The following is a 15811-nucleotide window of genomic DNA, read 5'->3' on the forward strand; positions in this document are numbered from 1 at the left end:
CGTTTACTCCTCTGCCCCGGCAGCTGAATGCGAACCCGCGTCAATATCCGTGGCCGCCACTTCTTTCTCTTTCTTCTCGTGCTTCAGCGGCTTGCCCGGCTTCATACCTTCGTACTTGTCGACGATGATCTGGAACTGGTTCGGCGTGACCGACGAGTAGAGTTCGACTGGGTTGTTCTGGCTCGGTTTGGCCAGGGCCGCGTATTCAGCCTGATCAAGCTGTTTAGGCGACTTCTTGACTTCACTTACCCAGGCGTCGAAATCTTCCTGAGTGGTGGAGATAGCCTTGAATTTCATACCGGTGAAACCGGCACCGCTGTAGTTGGCGGAGATACCGTCCATTTCAGCGTTGCGGTCAGCGATCAGGTGCAGCTTGGTCTGCATGCCCGCCATCGCGTAGATCTGGCCGCCCAGGCCCGGGATGAAGAACGAGTTCATCACGGCGTCGGAGGTGATCTTGAAGTTGATTGGCGTGTGCGCCGGGAACACGATCTTGTTGACCGTGGCAATGCCTTGTTCCGGGTAGATGAACAGCCACTTCCAGTCCAGCGCGACGACTTCGATGGTCACCGGCTTGACGTCAGACTCGATCGGACGATACGGGTCCAGCTCGTGAGTCGAGATGTAAGTGATGTAGCCCAGGGCGATGATGATCAGCACCGGGATGGTCCATACGGCCACTTCGATCTTGGTCGAGTGCGACCACTTCGGCGTGTAGACGGCGTTCTTGTTCGAAGCGCGGTACTTCCAGGCAAATAGGAAGGTCATGACGATGACCGGCACGACGACCAACAGCATCAGCAGCGTGGCGGTGATGATCAGGTTGCGCTGTTCCAGGCCGACCTGGCCCGTTGGATTGAGCAAGGTCATGTTGCAGCCTCCCAGCAACAACGTGCCGAGCAGCGGCACTAGGCCTAGTAATCTGGGGTACCTGTTTTTACTCATCTCACGACCTCTAAAGCAGCTTGCGCAATGCAGTTGGGTTTTGATCGCCAACACTTCACCCTGCCAAGGGTTGGCATTTTCTTTGGATTGAATAAGGGCCGCCCGTCGCGCGTCTGACGCTCGACAAAACCTTGGGACAGCGTTCAGTTCTTATTCGAATTCGTGGTCAAAGGCCTTGTTACAGACCAATTCCATTTGGTGCGGAAAATTGGAAAGGCACCGACACCAGGGTGTCTCGAAAGCCTCGCGGCTCGCTCGACACCCGACCTCCTGATCAGTTCCTTGATAAAGGCTGAACAGCGTCGGGAATTCAGTGCGGGCGATTGTAGATAGGTAGCGCCCTATACACCATGTCTTATCCCGAAATAATTTTTATCACTCAGAGCAACAATCCATCGCCATTTTTGCAAAAGTTGCGCAAGTTATCGAAAGCGTTTCTCAATAAAAGCGGCAAAATCTGCCAGCGTAACCGCCTCAAATCAGACAGCTCCGCACCCGATCTACAAACGCTGGAGCGGCGCAAAGCCCGATGTTCCAAGGGCTTCGTCCATCTGCCGGCGCCTGTTAAAACTGCCTGCTCTGGTACGTCCGTGCTCAAGCCCGAAAACATTAAAACTGGCCAATGTTTTTATGTAACAGGCGGCCAATCCGCCGCATCCCGAGCCCCTGCGACAGCCCCTGTGTGACAACATGTCGCACATTTGCCGCACGCTTCATTGCCGTTCGTCACGGTGTTTTCACAAACGCTCTGAAATGCAAAACGCCCCGATTTTCATCAGCGAAAATCGGGGCGTTTTGTTTATCGGCAGCTCTGCCGAGAAGTTGACTCAGCGCAGCGCTTTTCGATTACGCGAGGTCAGCAACGGCACCAGAATCACCACCAGCACGAACGCCACCAGCGCCCACTGTGCCAGCGACAGGCCGAGGATCGGCGGATACGGCGTCGAGCAGAAACCGTCGACCTGGAAGCCCAGCGGGAAAATTTTCGCCAACGGCAGATCATCGACAATCGGTTGCAGCACATCGACGCCACAACTCACCGCCGGATAGAACTGCGTATAGACGTGATGCCCGGCCACTCCGGCCCCGGCAATCGCACAGATCACTACCAGTGTCTCGAACACGGTGATGCTGCGACGGCTACGCATGCCCGCACCGATGAAGGCGAACACTGCAATCAGCAACAGTGCATAGCGCTGCAGAATGCACAGCGGGCAAGGTGCTTCGCCGAGCACGACCTGCATGTAAAGTGCGCCGCCGATCAACGCCAGGCAGATGATCCCCAGCAACACCAGATAGCGCCGCTCACGCCCCAACCGCATCGTTTCCTCGCTCATTGCCTTTCCTTTGTAAGTCCATGGTTCAGCCGGCCGGCGGCTGAAATTGTCGCAAGTCTACACCGGGGCAATAAACGATAGAGCGGTTAAGGAATGATTAACCAACATGGCTTTGCGGCGCGCAGAAGATTCGCGAGCAGGCTCGCTCCCACAATGGATCTGCGTCGGACACAAATCCTGTGGGAGCGAGCCTGCTCGCGAACGAGACAACTCGGTCTCGGATCACTCCAGAGCAGCAGCCGGCCCGAAGAACTCGTAACGGCTCTGCTTCTCCGGCACCCCCAACGCTTTCAGATGCCGTTTGATCGCGCCCATGAAGCCTTTCGGTCCGAGGAAGTACGCATCGACATCGCGCTGTACCGGCAGCCACTGGCCGAGCAGTTCTTCGTTGAGCAGGCCAACCTTGTCCGCCGCCGGGCTGACGCCATCTTCTTCGGCGTAGCAATAGAAGCGCTTGAGTTGCGGATGACGCGCCGCCAGCCCATCGACCCAGTCGCGGAACGCGTGGACGCTGCCGTTGCGCGCGCAGTGGATAAAGTGCACCGGACGCTCGGTTGCCAGCGCTGCTTCCAGCATCGCCAGAGTCGGGGTGATGCCGACGCCGCCGCTGATCAGCACCAGCGGCTTGTCGCTGGCCGCCAGGGTGAATTCGCCCGACGGCGGGAACAGCTGAATGCTTGAGCCGACGTGCAGTTGATCATGCAGATAGTTGGACGCGCGACCATTCGGTTCCCGCTTGACGCTGATGCGGTACTGACCGTTATTGGCCAGTGCCGACAGCGAATAGTTGCGACGGATTTCTTCGCCGTCGAGCATCAGCTTCATGCCGATGTACTGACCCGGTTCGGCCGCAAGAATCGGCCCTTTGTCCACCGGTTCGAAGTAGAACGAGGTGATTTCCGCGCTCTCTTGCACTTTTGCCGCAACGATGAATTCCCGCGCACCGCGCCAGCCGCCGACGGCTTGTTCCTTCTGGTCATAGATCGCGGCTTCCGCGCCGATCAGGATGTCGGCCAGTTGCCCGTACGCAGCGCCCCAGGCACTCATCACCTCAGGCGTGGCGATCTCTTCGCCGAGCACCTCGGAGATGGCGCGCAGCAGGCAGCTGCCGACGATCGGGTAATGCTCCGGCAGAATCTGCAGGGCGACGTGTTTATTGATGATCTTCGCCACCAGATCGCCCAACTGGTCGAGCTGATCGATGTGCCGCGCGTACATCAGCACGCCGTTCGCCAAGGCACGCGGCTGATCGCCACTGGCCTGATGCGCCTGGTTGAACAGCGGGCGCACCTGCGGGTACTCGGAGAGCATCATGCGGTAGAAATGCGTGATCAACGCCTCGCCGCCGCTTTCCAGCAGAGGCACGGTGGATTTGACGATGGCACGATCCTGGACGCTAAGCATAAGGTGACTCCTGGGCTTTCTGGAAAGATTGCTTTAGGGATATCAGCTTTCATGCCAACTAATTAATCTTTTAAATTCAATAGCTTGAAACCTTCATAGTCATTTCGACACAAATGAACGTATAGTCATCGCGACTACACCTTGTCTCTTTGACTACATAACCATGACCGCTAAATCCCTGCTTACCGCCCTGCTGCCTCTGGTCGCCGACCTCTCCCGCGAACTGCCCGAGGGCGAGCGCTACCGGCGCCTGCTCGAAGCCATGCGCGCTTTGCTGCCTTGCGATGCCGCCGCGTTGTTGCGTCTGGATGGCGAATCATTGGTGCCGCTGGCGGTGGATGGTTTGAGTACGGATACCCTCGGCCGCCGCTTCAAGGTCAGCGAGCATCCGCGTTTTGAAATCCTGCTGGCCGGCGCCGGGCCGACGCGTTTTGCCGCCGACAGCGACTTGCCCGATCCTTATGACGGTTTGGTCGATGGCCTCGACGATCATCTTGAAGTTCACGACTGCCTCGGCTGTCCTTTATTCGTCGATGAAAAACTCTGGGGCCTGATCACCCTCGACGCGCTGGACCCGGAGCGTTTCGAGCCGATCGAACTCGACGCCCTGCAAGCCTTCGCCAGCCTAGCCTCGGCCACGGTCAATGCGGCCGAACGCATCGAACGTCTGGCCAACCGCGCCGAAGACGAGCATCAGCGCGCCGAGGTCTACCGCCAGGCCAGCGGCCAGCAGCACCGCGAAATGATCGGCCAGAGCAAGGCGCACAAACGTCTGGTGGAAGAAATCAATCTTGTCGGTGGCAGCGATCTGACTGTTCTTATCACCGGCGAAACCGGGGTCGGCAAAGAGCTCGTGGCCCAAGCGATCCACGCCGCCTCCGCGCGCGCCGACAAACCGATCATCAGCCTCAACTGCGCCGCCCTGCCCGACACGCTGGTCGAAAGCGAACTGTTCGGCCACGTGCGCGGCGCCTTCACCGGCGCCACCAGCGATCGGCGTGGCAAGTTCGAACTGGCCAATGGCGGCACGCTGTTTCTTGATGAAGTCGGCGAGCTGTCGCTGACGGTCCAGGCCAAGTTGCTGCGCGTGCTGCAGAGCGGTCAGTTGCAGCGCTTGGGTTCGGACAAGGAGCATCAGGTCGATGTGCGGCTGATTGCGGCAACCAATCGCGATCTGGCCGAAGAAGTGCGCAGCGGTCGCTACCGTGCCGACTTCTACCACCGTTTGAGCGTGTATCCGCTGCGAGTGCCGGCGCTGCGTGATCGTGGGCGTGATGTGTTGTTGCTCAGTGGTTTCTTTCTCGAGCAGAACCGCTCGCGCATGGGCCTCAACAGCCTGCGCTTGAACAGTGATGCTCAGGAAGCGCTGCTGGCCTACACCTGGCCGGGGAATGTCCGGGAGCTGGAGCATTTGATCGGGCGCAGTGCGCTGAAGGCGCTGGGTAACTGCAAAGTGCGGCCGAAGATTCTGAGTCTGAGCGCGGCGGATCTGGAATTGCCCCGTGAGGTTGTGGATAACGTGGTTGCGCCTGCCAATGCAGACTTGGTCAACGTGATGCCGATGATCGGTGGTGATTTGCGCAGTGCCACCGATGAGTTTCAGCGGCGGTTGATCGGTGCAGCGCTGGAGCGTCATCAGGATAACTGGGCAAGTGCGGCCCGGGAGTTGGGGGTGGATCGGGCGAATCTTGGGCGGATGGCCAAACGACTAGGCATGAAGAGCTAAAAGCACACCCTCACCCTAGCCCTCACCCAGAGGGAGAGGGGACTGATCGGGGGATATTGAAGAATTCCACTGACGTGAAAGATTTCTTCCGAATCCATAATCGACTCGGTCGTTCAGGTCGGTGTAAAACGCCAGACACCTCCGTCGGCCCCCTCTACCTCTGGGAGAGGGGACTGATCGGGGGATATTGAAGAATTCCACTGACGTGAAAGATTTCTTCCGAATCCATAATCGACTCGGTCGTTCAGGTCGGTGTAAAACGCCAGACACCTGCGTCGGCCCCCTCTACCTCTGGGAGAGGGCTGGGGGTGAGGGGCAGTGATAGAGAGAACAGCGATCAACTCAAGCCGACTAGCCGACAACTAACCTAAAGCCCACCCCTTTAACGCCGATAACACGGCATCAAAGGTTTCTGGCGATTTCCACTCTCGCCCCACAGAAGGTTCTTATGTCCTCCACCAAAGCCCGCGCAGATTCACTTTCGCTTCTGCTGTTTACCTTGCGCAGCGGCAAGCTGATGGCGATCAACCTGCTGAAAGTCAGTGAAATCATCCCCTGCCCGCCGCTGACCAAGCTGCCGGAGTCGCACCCGCACGTCAAAGGCATCGCCTCCCTGCGCGGTGCCTCTTTGTCGGTGATCGACCTCAGCCGCGCGATCGGCGAACGGCCGCTGGAGGATCCCAACGGTGGCTGCCTGATCGTCACCGATGTCAGCCGTTCCAAGCAGGGTCTGCATGTGCAGGCGGTGAGCAAGATCGTCCATTGCCTGACCACCGACATCAAGCCACCACCTTTCGGCTCCGGCGGCTCGCGCGCCTACATCACCGGCGTGACCTCGGTGGACGGCACGCTGGTGCAGGTGCTGGATATCGAAAAAGTCATCCACAGCATCGCCCCGGCGCAGATCGAAATGGCGCCGACCGACCTGACCATGGAAGACGCCGAAGTGCTCGGCAACGCGCGCATTCTGGTGGTCGACGACAGCCAGGTGGCGCTGCAGCAATCGGTGCACACCCTGCGCAACCTCGGCCTGCAATGCCACACCGCGCGCAGTGCCAAGGAAGCCATCGACTGCCTGCTCGACCTGCAAGGCACCGCGCAGCAGATCAATCTGATCGTCTCCGACATCGAAATGTCGGAAATGGACGGCTACGCCTTCACCCGTACCCTGCGCGAAACCCCGGATTTCGCTCACTTGTACGTCTTGCTGCATACCTCGCTCGACAGCGCGATGAACAGTGAAAAAGCTCGCCTGGCCGGTGCCAACGCGGTGCTGACCAAGTTCTCCTCGCCGGAGCTGACCCAACGCCTGATCGAAGCCGCCAAGCACGTCGCGGCCAACGGGCACTGAGTCTTGGCCGAAACGTTTTGCTTTCTGCTGCGCCGCGACTTGAGTGGACCTCTGCCGGATGCTCAGTGGCCGGACGGGATTGAGCTGTCCGTCTACCGCGAGGAACTGGCGCCGGCGGTGCATCAGTTGATGTACCTCGGACATCTGGAAGGTGGCGGTCGAGTGCCGTCACTGGACGATTGGCAGCGGCGCTTTGCCAGCGACCCTGAATACGATCCAGCGCTGTGTTTCGTCGCCCGCGATGCCGAGGGTGTGGTGGGCGTGGCGCAGTGCTGGACCAGTGCGTATATCAAGAATCTGGTGGTGCACCCGCGAATGCAGAGCCGGGGGCTTGGACGCGCGTTGTTGCTGCATGCCTTCAGCGTCTTTCAACAGCGGCGCGAGGGATTTGTCGATTTAAGGGTTCTGGAGGACAACCTGCGGGCGCGGCGGTTGTATGAAAATGCCGGGATGGTTGTGGTTCGGCGCGAGCCTGTGCCCGACTGATCTACCGCTTTCGCGAGCAGGCTCGCTCCCACAGGTGGATTGCATTTCAAACTGTGGGAGCGAGCCTGCTCGCGAAGGGCAGCACTGGCAACTTCCGCTATCCGACAGACTCCAACCTTGGCCATAACCAAGGATGCCCCAACCATGAAAGCCATCACCCTGGCGCTGCTCAGCCTCATCGCCCTCGCCTCCCAGGCCCATGCCTCCAGCCCCGACGCCTGGGCTGCCTATGACAAGACCGTCCTCGCCAGCTGCACCAAGGCCAGCGGCCTGAAAAACGTCAAACCGGTCGGCACACCGGCGCAATTCGACGACCGCGTCGGTTACACCGCCGTTCTGCTGCAAGGCCAATACCCGCAAAAACACATGAAAGGCCAGCAAGGCAGCGAGCTGTGCCTGTACAACAAACAGTCGAAAACCGCGTACGTCACCGAGTGGGATTCGATTCGCCCGACCGCCAAACCTCAGTGAATGGCGCACAACTTGCTTCGACCCGGCCCTGTGCGGTGGTTTTCCGCCACCGTTTCACACCCTGATTGAAGACAGATCGCTCAATGAATACGACGTTTTCCTGCGTAGGTTGCGGCAAATGCTGCACCGATCACCATGTCCCGCTGACGCTCGCCGAAGCCCGCATGTGGGCGGCGGATGGCGGTCAGGTGATCGTGCTGGCCGAGGCGTTTCTCGGCAATGGCCTGGGGCTGCCAGCGCAACAGCGCGAACATGCCGAGCGCCGTTCGGCGGTGGTCCGCAGTGGCACTACTGATGCTCACGTGGCGATCACCTTTGCCGCCTACAACGTCGGCCCCTGCCGGAATCTTGACGACGAAAAGCGCTGCCGGATCTACGAGCGTCGCCCGCTGGTGTGCCGGATTTACCCGGCGGAAATCAATCCGCACATCCCGCTCAATCCTGCTGCCAAGGATTGCCCACCGGAGTCCTGGGAACAGGGACCGGAGCTGATTGTGGGGGGCGAGTTGGTTGATCGGGAACTGGTTGAGTTGATTCAGCGTTCGCGTCAGGCGGATCGGGATGACATCAGACTCAAGGATGCGATCTGCGCAACCCTGGGAATTCGCACCACGGCGCTCAAGGGCGACGGGTTCACCGCGTACTTGCCGAACATGGATGCCTTTGCGGCAGTGATCGACCAAGTGAGCGCGCAACCGCTAGCGGCGCAAACCAGTGAATGGCTGTTTCATTTGTCCGGCGATGACGTGGCCGGACAGGTGCTGGCTGCGGGTGGGCTGGTGGTGACTGAACCGGCGCAGACTTATGCGTTTATTTCATTGCGCGCGGCTTGATCTGATATTTGTGCTGTAGCGGATGTCGCTTTCGCGAGCAGGCTCGCTCCCACAGGGTTGGGTTCTACACAAATCCAAAGTGGGAGCGAGCCTGCTCGCGAAGAGGCAAGCACAAGCACCATCACTTTCCGATGTCAGCGCTTGCCCATCGACCGACGCGTCCCCGGCGGCGCCATGCCCGGGGTTTTGGTGTGGCCATTCTTCGCGCCATTCTTGTACCACGGCTGATTCGAGCCTTTCGCCGAGGCAAGCTCGCCCGGCTTGAACGGGAACTTGAACGCCGGGATCTCGGCCTTGGTTTCGCTGGCGTCAGCCACTTCAACCGGGACGTCGCTCACAGCGTCGTCAACCGGCGGTTGGGTCGGGGAAGTCATAAAAGCTCCGGGAACAAAAAGTCGGCCCGATCAGTGAGCCGCAAAGGCGCGCAGTATACCTGTGCGCTCTGGCTCGGCATCTGAAGATTTGCACCGTGCGCTGAACGGTTTTCCCCTCCCCCTAACCCTCGCCCTGGGGAGGGGACAGACCGAGGTGTTTACTCGAGGTTCGCCGACATGGGATACCGAGTCGAACTCAGGTTCGAAAAGCCCACAAATCGGCTCCCTCTCCTTGGGGAGAGGGCTGGGGTGAGGGGCGAATCCAACACAAGACCATCGCCGCACACTGCTACTCCCCATCTATACAAACGAAACTGACAATCCTGACAGCCAGCCGTCACCCTGCCGACCGCCTGAGCGGTTTATAACTGGTCAATCTGCCCAAACTCCAGACTTCGGCGCCGCGCATGTCCATCCAGAAAAACAAAATCCTGCTGGCCACTCTCCTGATTCTGCTGGCAGCCGCCGGCCTGTGGTTCGCGCTGAAACCGGCGCCGGCCAAACTGGCTACACCGACTGCCATCCCGGTGCGGGTGGTGACGGTCAGCGCCAAAGACGTGCCGCGCTACACCAGCGGCATCGGCTCGGTGCTCTCGCTGCACAGCGTGGTGGTGCGTTCGCAGATCGACGGCATTCTGACGAAAATTCTGGTCAAGGAAGGCCAACTGGTCAAAGCAGGCGACCTGCTCGCGACCATTGACGACCGCTCGATCCGCGCCAACCTCGACCAGGCCCGGGCGCAGTTGGGCGAGAGTCAGGCGCAGTTGCAGGTAGCGCTGGTCAATCTCAAGCGCTACAAACTGCTCAGCGTCGACGACGGCGTGTCGAAGCAGACCTTCGACCAGCAGCAAGCGCTGGTCAACCAGCTCAAAGCCACGGCACAAGGCAATCAGGCCTCGATCGATGCGGCGCAGGTGCAGCTGTCCTACACGCAGATTCGCTCGCCGGTCACCGGGCGCGTCGGTATTCGTACGGTCGATGAAGGCAACTTCCTGCGCATGACCGACACCCAGGGCCTGTTCACCGTCACGCAGATCGACCCGATCGCCGTCGAGTTCTCCCTGCCGCAGCAGATGCTGCCGACCCTGCAGAGCCTGATCAGCGATCCGCAACGCGCACCGGTCAAGGCTTACATCGGCGCCGACACCGATGGCGAAACCGGCAATCTGCTCGGCGAAGGTCAGCTGACCCTGATCGACAATCAGATCAACGCTAACACCGGCACCATCCGCGCCAAGGCCGAATTCGCCAATGCCAGCCAGAAGCTCTGGCCGGGTTTGCTGGTGACGGTGAAAATTCAGACCGCTGTGGATAAAGACGCGCTGGTGGTTCCGCCCACCGTCGTACAGCGAGGCCTCGAACAACACTTCGTTTACCGCGTGAAGGACGACAAGGTCGAGGCAGTGCCGGTGCAAATGGTTTATCAGGGCAGCGGTCAGGACATCATCAAAGGCGTCAACGCCGGTGACGTACTGGTGACCGACGGCCAGTCGCGGCTCAAGCCCGGGGCGATCGTGCAAATCATGAGCGAGCCGCCGCAAGTGGTGCAGGCGGAGCCCAAGCCATGAACTCGCACAAGGGCATCTCGACCTGGTGCATCGATCACCCGGTAGCGACGATTTTGCTGACGTTCGCTCTGGTACTGGTCGGCGTAATTGCCTTCCCGCGTTTGCCGATTGCGCCACTGCCGGAAGCGGAATTTCCGACGATCCAGGTCTCGGCACAGTTGCCCGGCGCCAGCCCCGACACCATGGCTTCCTCAGTGGCCACGCCGCTGGAGGTGCAATTCAGCGCCATCCCCGGCATGACCCAGATGACCTCCAGCAGTGCGCTGGGCTCAACCCTGCTGACCTTGCAGTTCACCCTCGACAAAAGCATCGACACCGCCGCCCAGGAAGTGCAGGCGGCGATCAATACCGCCGCCGGCAAGTTGCCCAAAGACATGCCGACGCTGCCAACATGGAAGAAGGTCAACCCGGCCGACAGCCCGGTGTTGATTCTCAGCGTCAGCTCGACGCAAATGCCCGGCACCGAACTCAGCGACCTGGTGGAAACCCTGCTCTCGCGTCAGATCAGCCAGATCGACGGCGTCGGCCAGATCAACATCACCGGTCAGCAACGCCCGGCGATCCGAGTGCAAGCCTCGGCGGACAAACTCGCGGCGATTGGCCTGACGCTGGCCGACATTCGGCTGGCGATTCAGCAGACCAGCCTCAACCTGGCCAAAGGTGCGTTGTACGGCGAATCGAGCATCTCGACGCTGTCGACCAACGATCAGTTGTTCCACCCCGAGGACTACAGCCAACTCATCGTTTCCTACAAGGATGGCGCCCCGGTTCACCTGCGCGATGTCGCCAACGTCGTCAACGGTGCGGAAGATGCCTACGTGCAGGCCTGGGCCGGTGATCGACCCGGCGTAAATCTGGTGATTTTCCGCCAGCCCGGCGCCAACATTGTTGAAACCGTTGACCGCATTCAGGCCGCCCTGCCCGGCCTCGAAGCGATGCTGCCGGCCTCGGTGCAGGTGAAAACCCTCATCGACCGCACGCAGACCATCCGCGCCTCGCTGCATGAAGTGGAAATCACTTTGCTGATCGCGATCCTGCTGGTGGTCGCGGTCATGGCGCTGTTCCTGCGCCAGTTATCGGCGACGCTGATTGTCTCGGCGGTACTCGGTGTCTCGCTGATCGCCAGTTTCGCCCTGATGTACGTCCTCGGCTTCAGCCTGAACAACCTGACGCTGGTGGCGATCGTCGTCGCGGTCGGCTTCGTTGTGGACGATGCGATCGTGGTGGTGGAAAACATTCATCGCCATCTCGAGGCCGGTGACGATATGCGCGAGGCGGCGATCAAGGGAGCCGGCGAGATTGGCTTCACCGTCGTTTCGATCAGTTTCTCGCTGGTGGCGGCATTCATTCCGCTGCTGTTCATGGGCGGTGTGGTCGGGCGCCTGTTCAAGGAATTCGCCCTGACCGCGACGTCCACCATCATGATTTCCGTGGTGGTGTCGCTGACGCTGGCGCCAACCCTTGCTGCGCTGTACATGCGCAAACCGGTGCATCACGCCAGCGCCAAACCGGGTTTCAGCGAGCGCTTGCTCGGCTGGTACGAAAAAGGCCTGCGCCGCGCCCTCGATCATCAGAAACTGATGATTGGTGTGTTCGGTCTCTCGCTGGCGCTGGCTGTTGCCGGTTACATTTTCATTCCCAAGGGATTTTTCCCGGTGCAGGACACCGGTTTTGTCCTCGGCACCACCGAAGCCGCTGCGGATATTTCCTACGGCGACATGGTGAAAAAACACTTGGCGATGGCCGAAATCGTTGCAGCCGATCCGGCGGTGCAGGCGTTCTCGCACTCGGTGGGTGTTTCAGGCAGCAACCAGACAATCGCCAACGGGCGCTTCTGGATCGCCCTGAAAAAACGTGGCGATCGCGATGTCAGCGCCAGCCAGTTCATCGATCGCATCCGCCCGCAACTGATGAAAGTGCCCGGCATCGTCCTTTATTTGCGCGCCGGGCAGGACATCAACCTCAGCTCCGGCCCTAGCCGTGCGCAGTACCAATACGTACTCAAGAGCAACGACGGCGCGACCCTCGCCACCTGGACCCAGCGCCTGACCGAGAAACTGCGCAGCAACCCGGCGTTTCGCGACATTTCCAACGATCTGCAACTGGGCGGCAGCATCACCCACATCAGCATCGATCGCAGCGCAGCGGCGCGTTTCGGCCTGACGGCAAGCGATGTCGACGAGGCGCTGTACGATGCGTTCGGCCAACGGCAGATCAATGAATTCCAGACCCAGGTCAATCAGTACAACGTGATTCTGGAACTGGACACCAAGCAGCGCGGCAAGGCCGAAAGCCTCAACTATTTCTATCTGCGCTCGCCGCTCAGTGGGGAAATGGTGCCGCTGTCGGCGCTGGCCCGATTCGACGCGCCGACCATCGGCCCGCTGTCGATTGCCCATGACGGTATGTTCCCCGCCGCCAATATGTCATTCAACCTCGCCCCCGGCGTGGCATTGGGCGATGCGGTGATTCAGCTCAATCAGGCCAAGGCCGAGATCGGCATGCCCACCGCGATCAGCGGCAATTTCCAGGGCGCGGCGCAGGCGTTCCAGAGTTCGCTGGCCAGCCAGCCGTGGCTGATTCTGGCGGCGCTGGTGGCGGTGTACATCATTCTCGGCGTGCTTTATGAAAGCTTCGTGCATCCACTGACGATCATTTCGACCCTGCCGGCGGCAGGCCTCGGCGCGGTGATCATGCTGTGGATCTGCGGCCAGGACTTTTCGATCATGGCGTTGATCGGGCTGGTGCTGCTGATCGGTATCGTCAAGAAGAACGGCATCCTGATGATCGACTTCGCGCTTGAAGCGCAGCGCCAGCGCGGCCTGGCGCCGCAGGAGGCGATTTTCGAAGCGTGCATCACCCGGTTCCGGCCAATCATCATGACCACCCTCGCCGCCCTGCTCGGCGCATTGCCGCTGATGCTCGGCTACGGCACCGGCGCCGAATTGCGCCAGCCGTTGGGCATTGCCGTGGTCGGTGGTTTGCTGGTCAGCCAGATGCTGACGCTGTTCACCACGCCGGTCATATACTTATGGCTCGAGCGGCTGTTTCATCGGCACTCACACCCACCAGCCCCAACGCCCGCAACGGCACTGGCGACCACAGACTGAGGCGGTCATGCGCGTCCTGATTATCGAAGACGAAGAAAAAACCGCGGACTATCTGCACCGTGGCCTGACCGAACAGGGCTACACCGTGGACCTTGCCCGCGACGGCGTCGAAGGCCTGCATCTGGCGCTGGAATGCGATTACGCCGTGATCGTCCTCGACGTCATGCTGCCGGGGCTCGATGGCTTCGGCGTACTGCGCGCATTACGTGCGCGCAAGCAGACCCCGGTGATCATGCTCACCGCCCGCGAGCGCGTCGAAGATCGCATCAAGGGCCTGCGCGACGGCGCCGACGATTACCTCGGCAAACCGTTTTCCTTTCTCGAACTGGTCGCCCGCCTGCAAGCGCTGACCCGGCGCAGCGGCGGCCACGAACCGGTGCAAGTGACCATCGCCGACCTGTGGATCGATTTGATCAGCCGCAAGGCCACCCGCGCCGGCACGCGCCTGGACCTGACGGCGAAAGAGTTCTCCCTGCTCAGCGTGCTGGCCCGGCGCCAGGGCGAAATTCTCTCGAAGACCGCCATCGCGGAAATGGTCTGGGACATCAATTTCGACAGTGACGCCAACGTCGTCGAAGTGGCGATCAAACGCCTGCGCGCCAAGCTCGACGGGCCGTTCGACGAGAAACTGCTGCACACCATTCGCGGCATGGGTTATGTGCTGGAGAGCCGTGGTGTCCAGTAACTCGATTGCCTTGCGCCTCAGCGGCATGTTCACACTGGTGGCGCTGGTGGTGTTTCTGTTGATTGGCGGCGCGCTGTATCAACAGGTGGACAAGGGCTTGGGATTGTTGCCCGAAGCCGAGCTGGATGCGCGGTACAGCGTGCTCGAATCCACCGTTGGCCGTTACGGCACGCCGGAGCATTGGGTGAAGATCAACAACAAGCTCAAACTGCTCGGCGAGGAAGACAAGCGCATCAGTTTCTGGATCAGCAGCGGTGATCCGCGCTACGAGTACGGCAACCTTACGCCGCAGATTCGCGCGGCCATCAACGGCCCGTTGGGCATGCATGATCTGCAACTGCCCGATCAGCCCTACCCGCTGAAAGTGCTGGTCAGTCAGTTCCCGGCCAAGGACCAGCGCCCGCCGCTGCGCTTCATGATCGGCATCGACACCGAGACGCTGCATCAGACCCAGCATCACTTGCTCATCGCCCTGATCAGTCTGGCGATTGTCGGGGTGCTGCTGGCCTCGGCATTGGGCTATTGGGTCGCAAGAATCGGTCTGAAGCCGTTGATCAAGCTGTCGCAGGAAGCCCAGCGTCTGGCCCCACCACTGCGCGCCGGACGCTTGCGCCTGTCGCCGCTGCCGCCGGAACTGGAGCAGTTTGTCGAATCGTTCAACTCAACTCTGGAACGGGTTGAACTGGCCTATTCGCGGCTGGAATCGTTCAACGCCGACGTCGCCCATGAACTGCGTTCGCCGCTGACCAACCTGATCGGCCAGACCCAGGTCGCGCTGACTCGCGGGCGCTCCGCCGAACACTATTTCGAAGTGCTGCAATCGAACCTCGAAGAGCTTGAGCGACTGCGCTCGATCATCAATGACATGCTGTTTCTGGCCAGCGCCGATCAAGGCAACAAGGCGACCAAACTGACCTCGACGTCACTGGCTGATGAGGTGGCGACGACACTGGACTATCTGGATTTCATCCTTGAAGACGCGCAGGTTGAAGTGCAGGTCAGCGGCGATGCGCAAGTGCAAATCGAGGTCGCGCATCTGCGCCGGGCGCTGATCAATTTGCTCAGCAACGCGGTGCAGCATACAGATCCGGGCCAGGTGATCGAGGTGCGCATCGAGGTTGAAGAACACCAGGTGAGCATTGGCGTGGCCAATCCCGGGACGCCGATTGCCAGCGAGCATCTGCCGAGGTTGTTCGAACGGTTTTATCGGGTCGATGCCTCGCGTAGCAACAGCGGCAATAACCACGGCCTGGGGCTGGCGATCGTCAAGGCGATTGCGCTGATGCATGGCGGGGATGTGTTTGTGCGCAGTGATCGGGGCATGAACACCTTTGGCATCCATCTCCCGGTCTGAATGCTCAGCCAAGCCCTGTGGCGAGGGGATTTATCCCCGCTCGGCTGCGCAGCAGTCGCAAATCCTGTGCACAAGCTCTAAGAATCTTTGAGGCTGGAATTCTTGGGGCCGCTTCGCAGCCCAACGGGGATAAATCCCCTCGCCACAGGCCACCATCACGCACAGAC

Annotated in this window: 13 protein-coding genes; 9 read left to right on the forward strand and 4 right to left on the reverse strand. The window is 60.3% G+C overall.

Translation table 11 applies throughout. The annotated features are described in order from the left end of the window. Nucleotides 1–3 precede the first annotated feature (3 nt). The 3 genes from cyoA to hmpA form a co-directional block, all read right to left on the reverse strand. Nucleotides 4–945 (reverse strand): ubiquinol oxidase subunit II, encoded by a 942-nt coding sequence (gene cyoA, locus AB4N85_RS16610; protein WP_024014231.1) that lies wholly within the window; start codon nucleotides 943–945, stop codon nucleotides 4–6. Between the two features lie 827 nt (nucleotides 946–1772). After that, nucleotides 1773–2282, reverse strand: coding sequence for a disulfide bond formation protein B (locus AB4N85_RS16615; protein WP_041479949.1), 510 nt, complete (start codon nucleotides 2280–2282; stop codon nucleotides 1773–1775). A gap of 222 nt (nucleotides 2283–2504) precedes the next feature. Further along, nucleotides 2505–3686, reverse strand: coding sequence for an NO-inducible flavohemoprotein (hmpA, locus tag AB4N85_RS16620; protein WP_252868263.1), 1182 nt, complete (start codon nucleotides 3684–3686; stop codon nucleotides 2505–2507). A 163-nt stretch (nucleotides 3687–3849) separates the two neighbouring features. Here hmpA and norR point away from each other — a divergent pair, with 163 nt between their 5' ends. The 5 genes from norR (at nucleotide 3850) to AB4N85_RS16645 (ending at nucleotide 8553) form a co-directional block, all read left to right on the forward strand. Beyond that, nucleotides 3850–5412 carry a nitric oxide reductase transcriptional regulator NorR gene (norR, locus tag AB4N85_RS16625; protein WP_252868264.1) on the forward strand — a complete coding sequence of 521 codons (1563 nt, stop codon included), beginning with the start codon at nucleotides 3850–3852 and terminating at the stop codon, nucleotides 5410–5412. Nucleotides 5413–5860: 448 nt separating this feature from the next. Further along, nucleotides 5861–6763, forward strand: coding sequence for a chemotaxis protein CheV (locus AB4N85_RS16630; protein WP_016773296.1), 903 nt, complete (start codon nucleotides 5861–5863; stop codon nucleotides 6761–6763). A 3-nt stretch (nucleotides 6764–6766) separates the two neighbouring features. Further along, a complete protein-coding gene (locus AB4N85_RS16635; protein ID WP_252868265.1) occupies nucleotides 6767–7249 on the forward strand; it encodes a GNAT family N-acetyltransferase in 483 nt (160 codons plus the stop codon). A gap of 144 nt (nucleotides 7250–7393) precedes the next feature. Next, a complete protein-coding gene (locus tag AB4N85_RS16640; RefSeq protein WP_056790191.1) occupies nucleotides 7394–7720 on the forward strand; it encodes a hypothetical protein in 327 nt (108 codons plus the stop codon). Nucleotides 7721–7803: 83 nt separating this feature from the next. Then, the gene (locus AB4N85_RS16645; RefSeq protein ID WP_252868266.1) at nucleotides 7804–8553 is read left to right on the forward strand and encodes a YkgJ family cysteine cluster protein; all 750 of its coding nucleotides are present in this window, start codon (nucleotides 7804–7806) and stop codon (nucleotides 8551–8553) included. A gap of 134 nt (nucleotides 8554–8687) precedes the next feature. On the opposite strand, the gene AB4N85_RS16650 is transcribed toward AB4N85_RS16645, so the two are convergent. Beyond that, complete coding sequence (locus AB4N85_RS16650; protein WP_252868267.1) at nucleotides 8688–8927, reverse strand: hypothetical protein; 240 nt, start codon at nucleotides 8925–8927, stop codon at nucleotides 8688–8690. Between the two features lie 407 nt (nucleotides 8928–9334). Between AB4N85_RS16650 and AB4N85_RS16655 the strand changes: the two genes are divergently transcribed. The 4 genes from AB4N85_RS16655 to AB4N85_RS16670 are packed head-to-tail and all read left to right on the forward strand — an operon-like array spanning nucleotide 9335 to nucleotide 15644. After that, on the forward strand, nucleotides 9335–10495 hold the full coding sequence (locus tag AB4N85_RS16655; protein ID WP_252868268.1) for an efflux RND transporter periplasmic adaptor subunit: 1161 nt from the start codon (nucleotides 9335–9337) through the stop codon (nucleotides 10493–10495). Then, entirely contained in the window at nucleotides 10492–13605 is a 3114-nt protein-coding gene (locus tag AB4N85_RS16660) for a multidrug efflux RND transporter permease subunit (RefSeq protein WP_252868269.1), read from the forward strand. Before AB4N85_RS16655 ends, AB4N85_RS16660 begins: the two co-directional genes overlap by 4 nt. Before the next feature lie 7 nt (nucleotides 13606–13612). Further along, complete coding sequence (locus tag AB4N85_RS16665; protein WP_150638550.1) at nucleotides 13613–14290, forward strand: heavy metal response regulator transcription factor; 678 nt, start codon at nucleotides 13613–13615, stop codon at nucleotides 14288–14290. Then, entirely contained in the window at nucleotides 14280–15644 is a 1365-nt protein-coding gene (locus AB4N85_RS16670) for a heavy metal sensor histidine kinase (protein ID WP_252868270.1), read from the forward strand. The genes AB4N85_RS16665 and AB4N85_RS16670 overlap by 11 nt, the downstream gene beginning before the upstream one ends. The last annotated feature ends 167 nt before the right edge of the window (nucleotides 15645–15811 follow it).

The sequence above is a fragment of the Pseudomonas sp. H1_G08 genome (assembly GCF_054681355.1).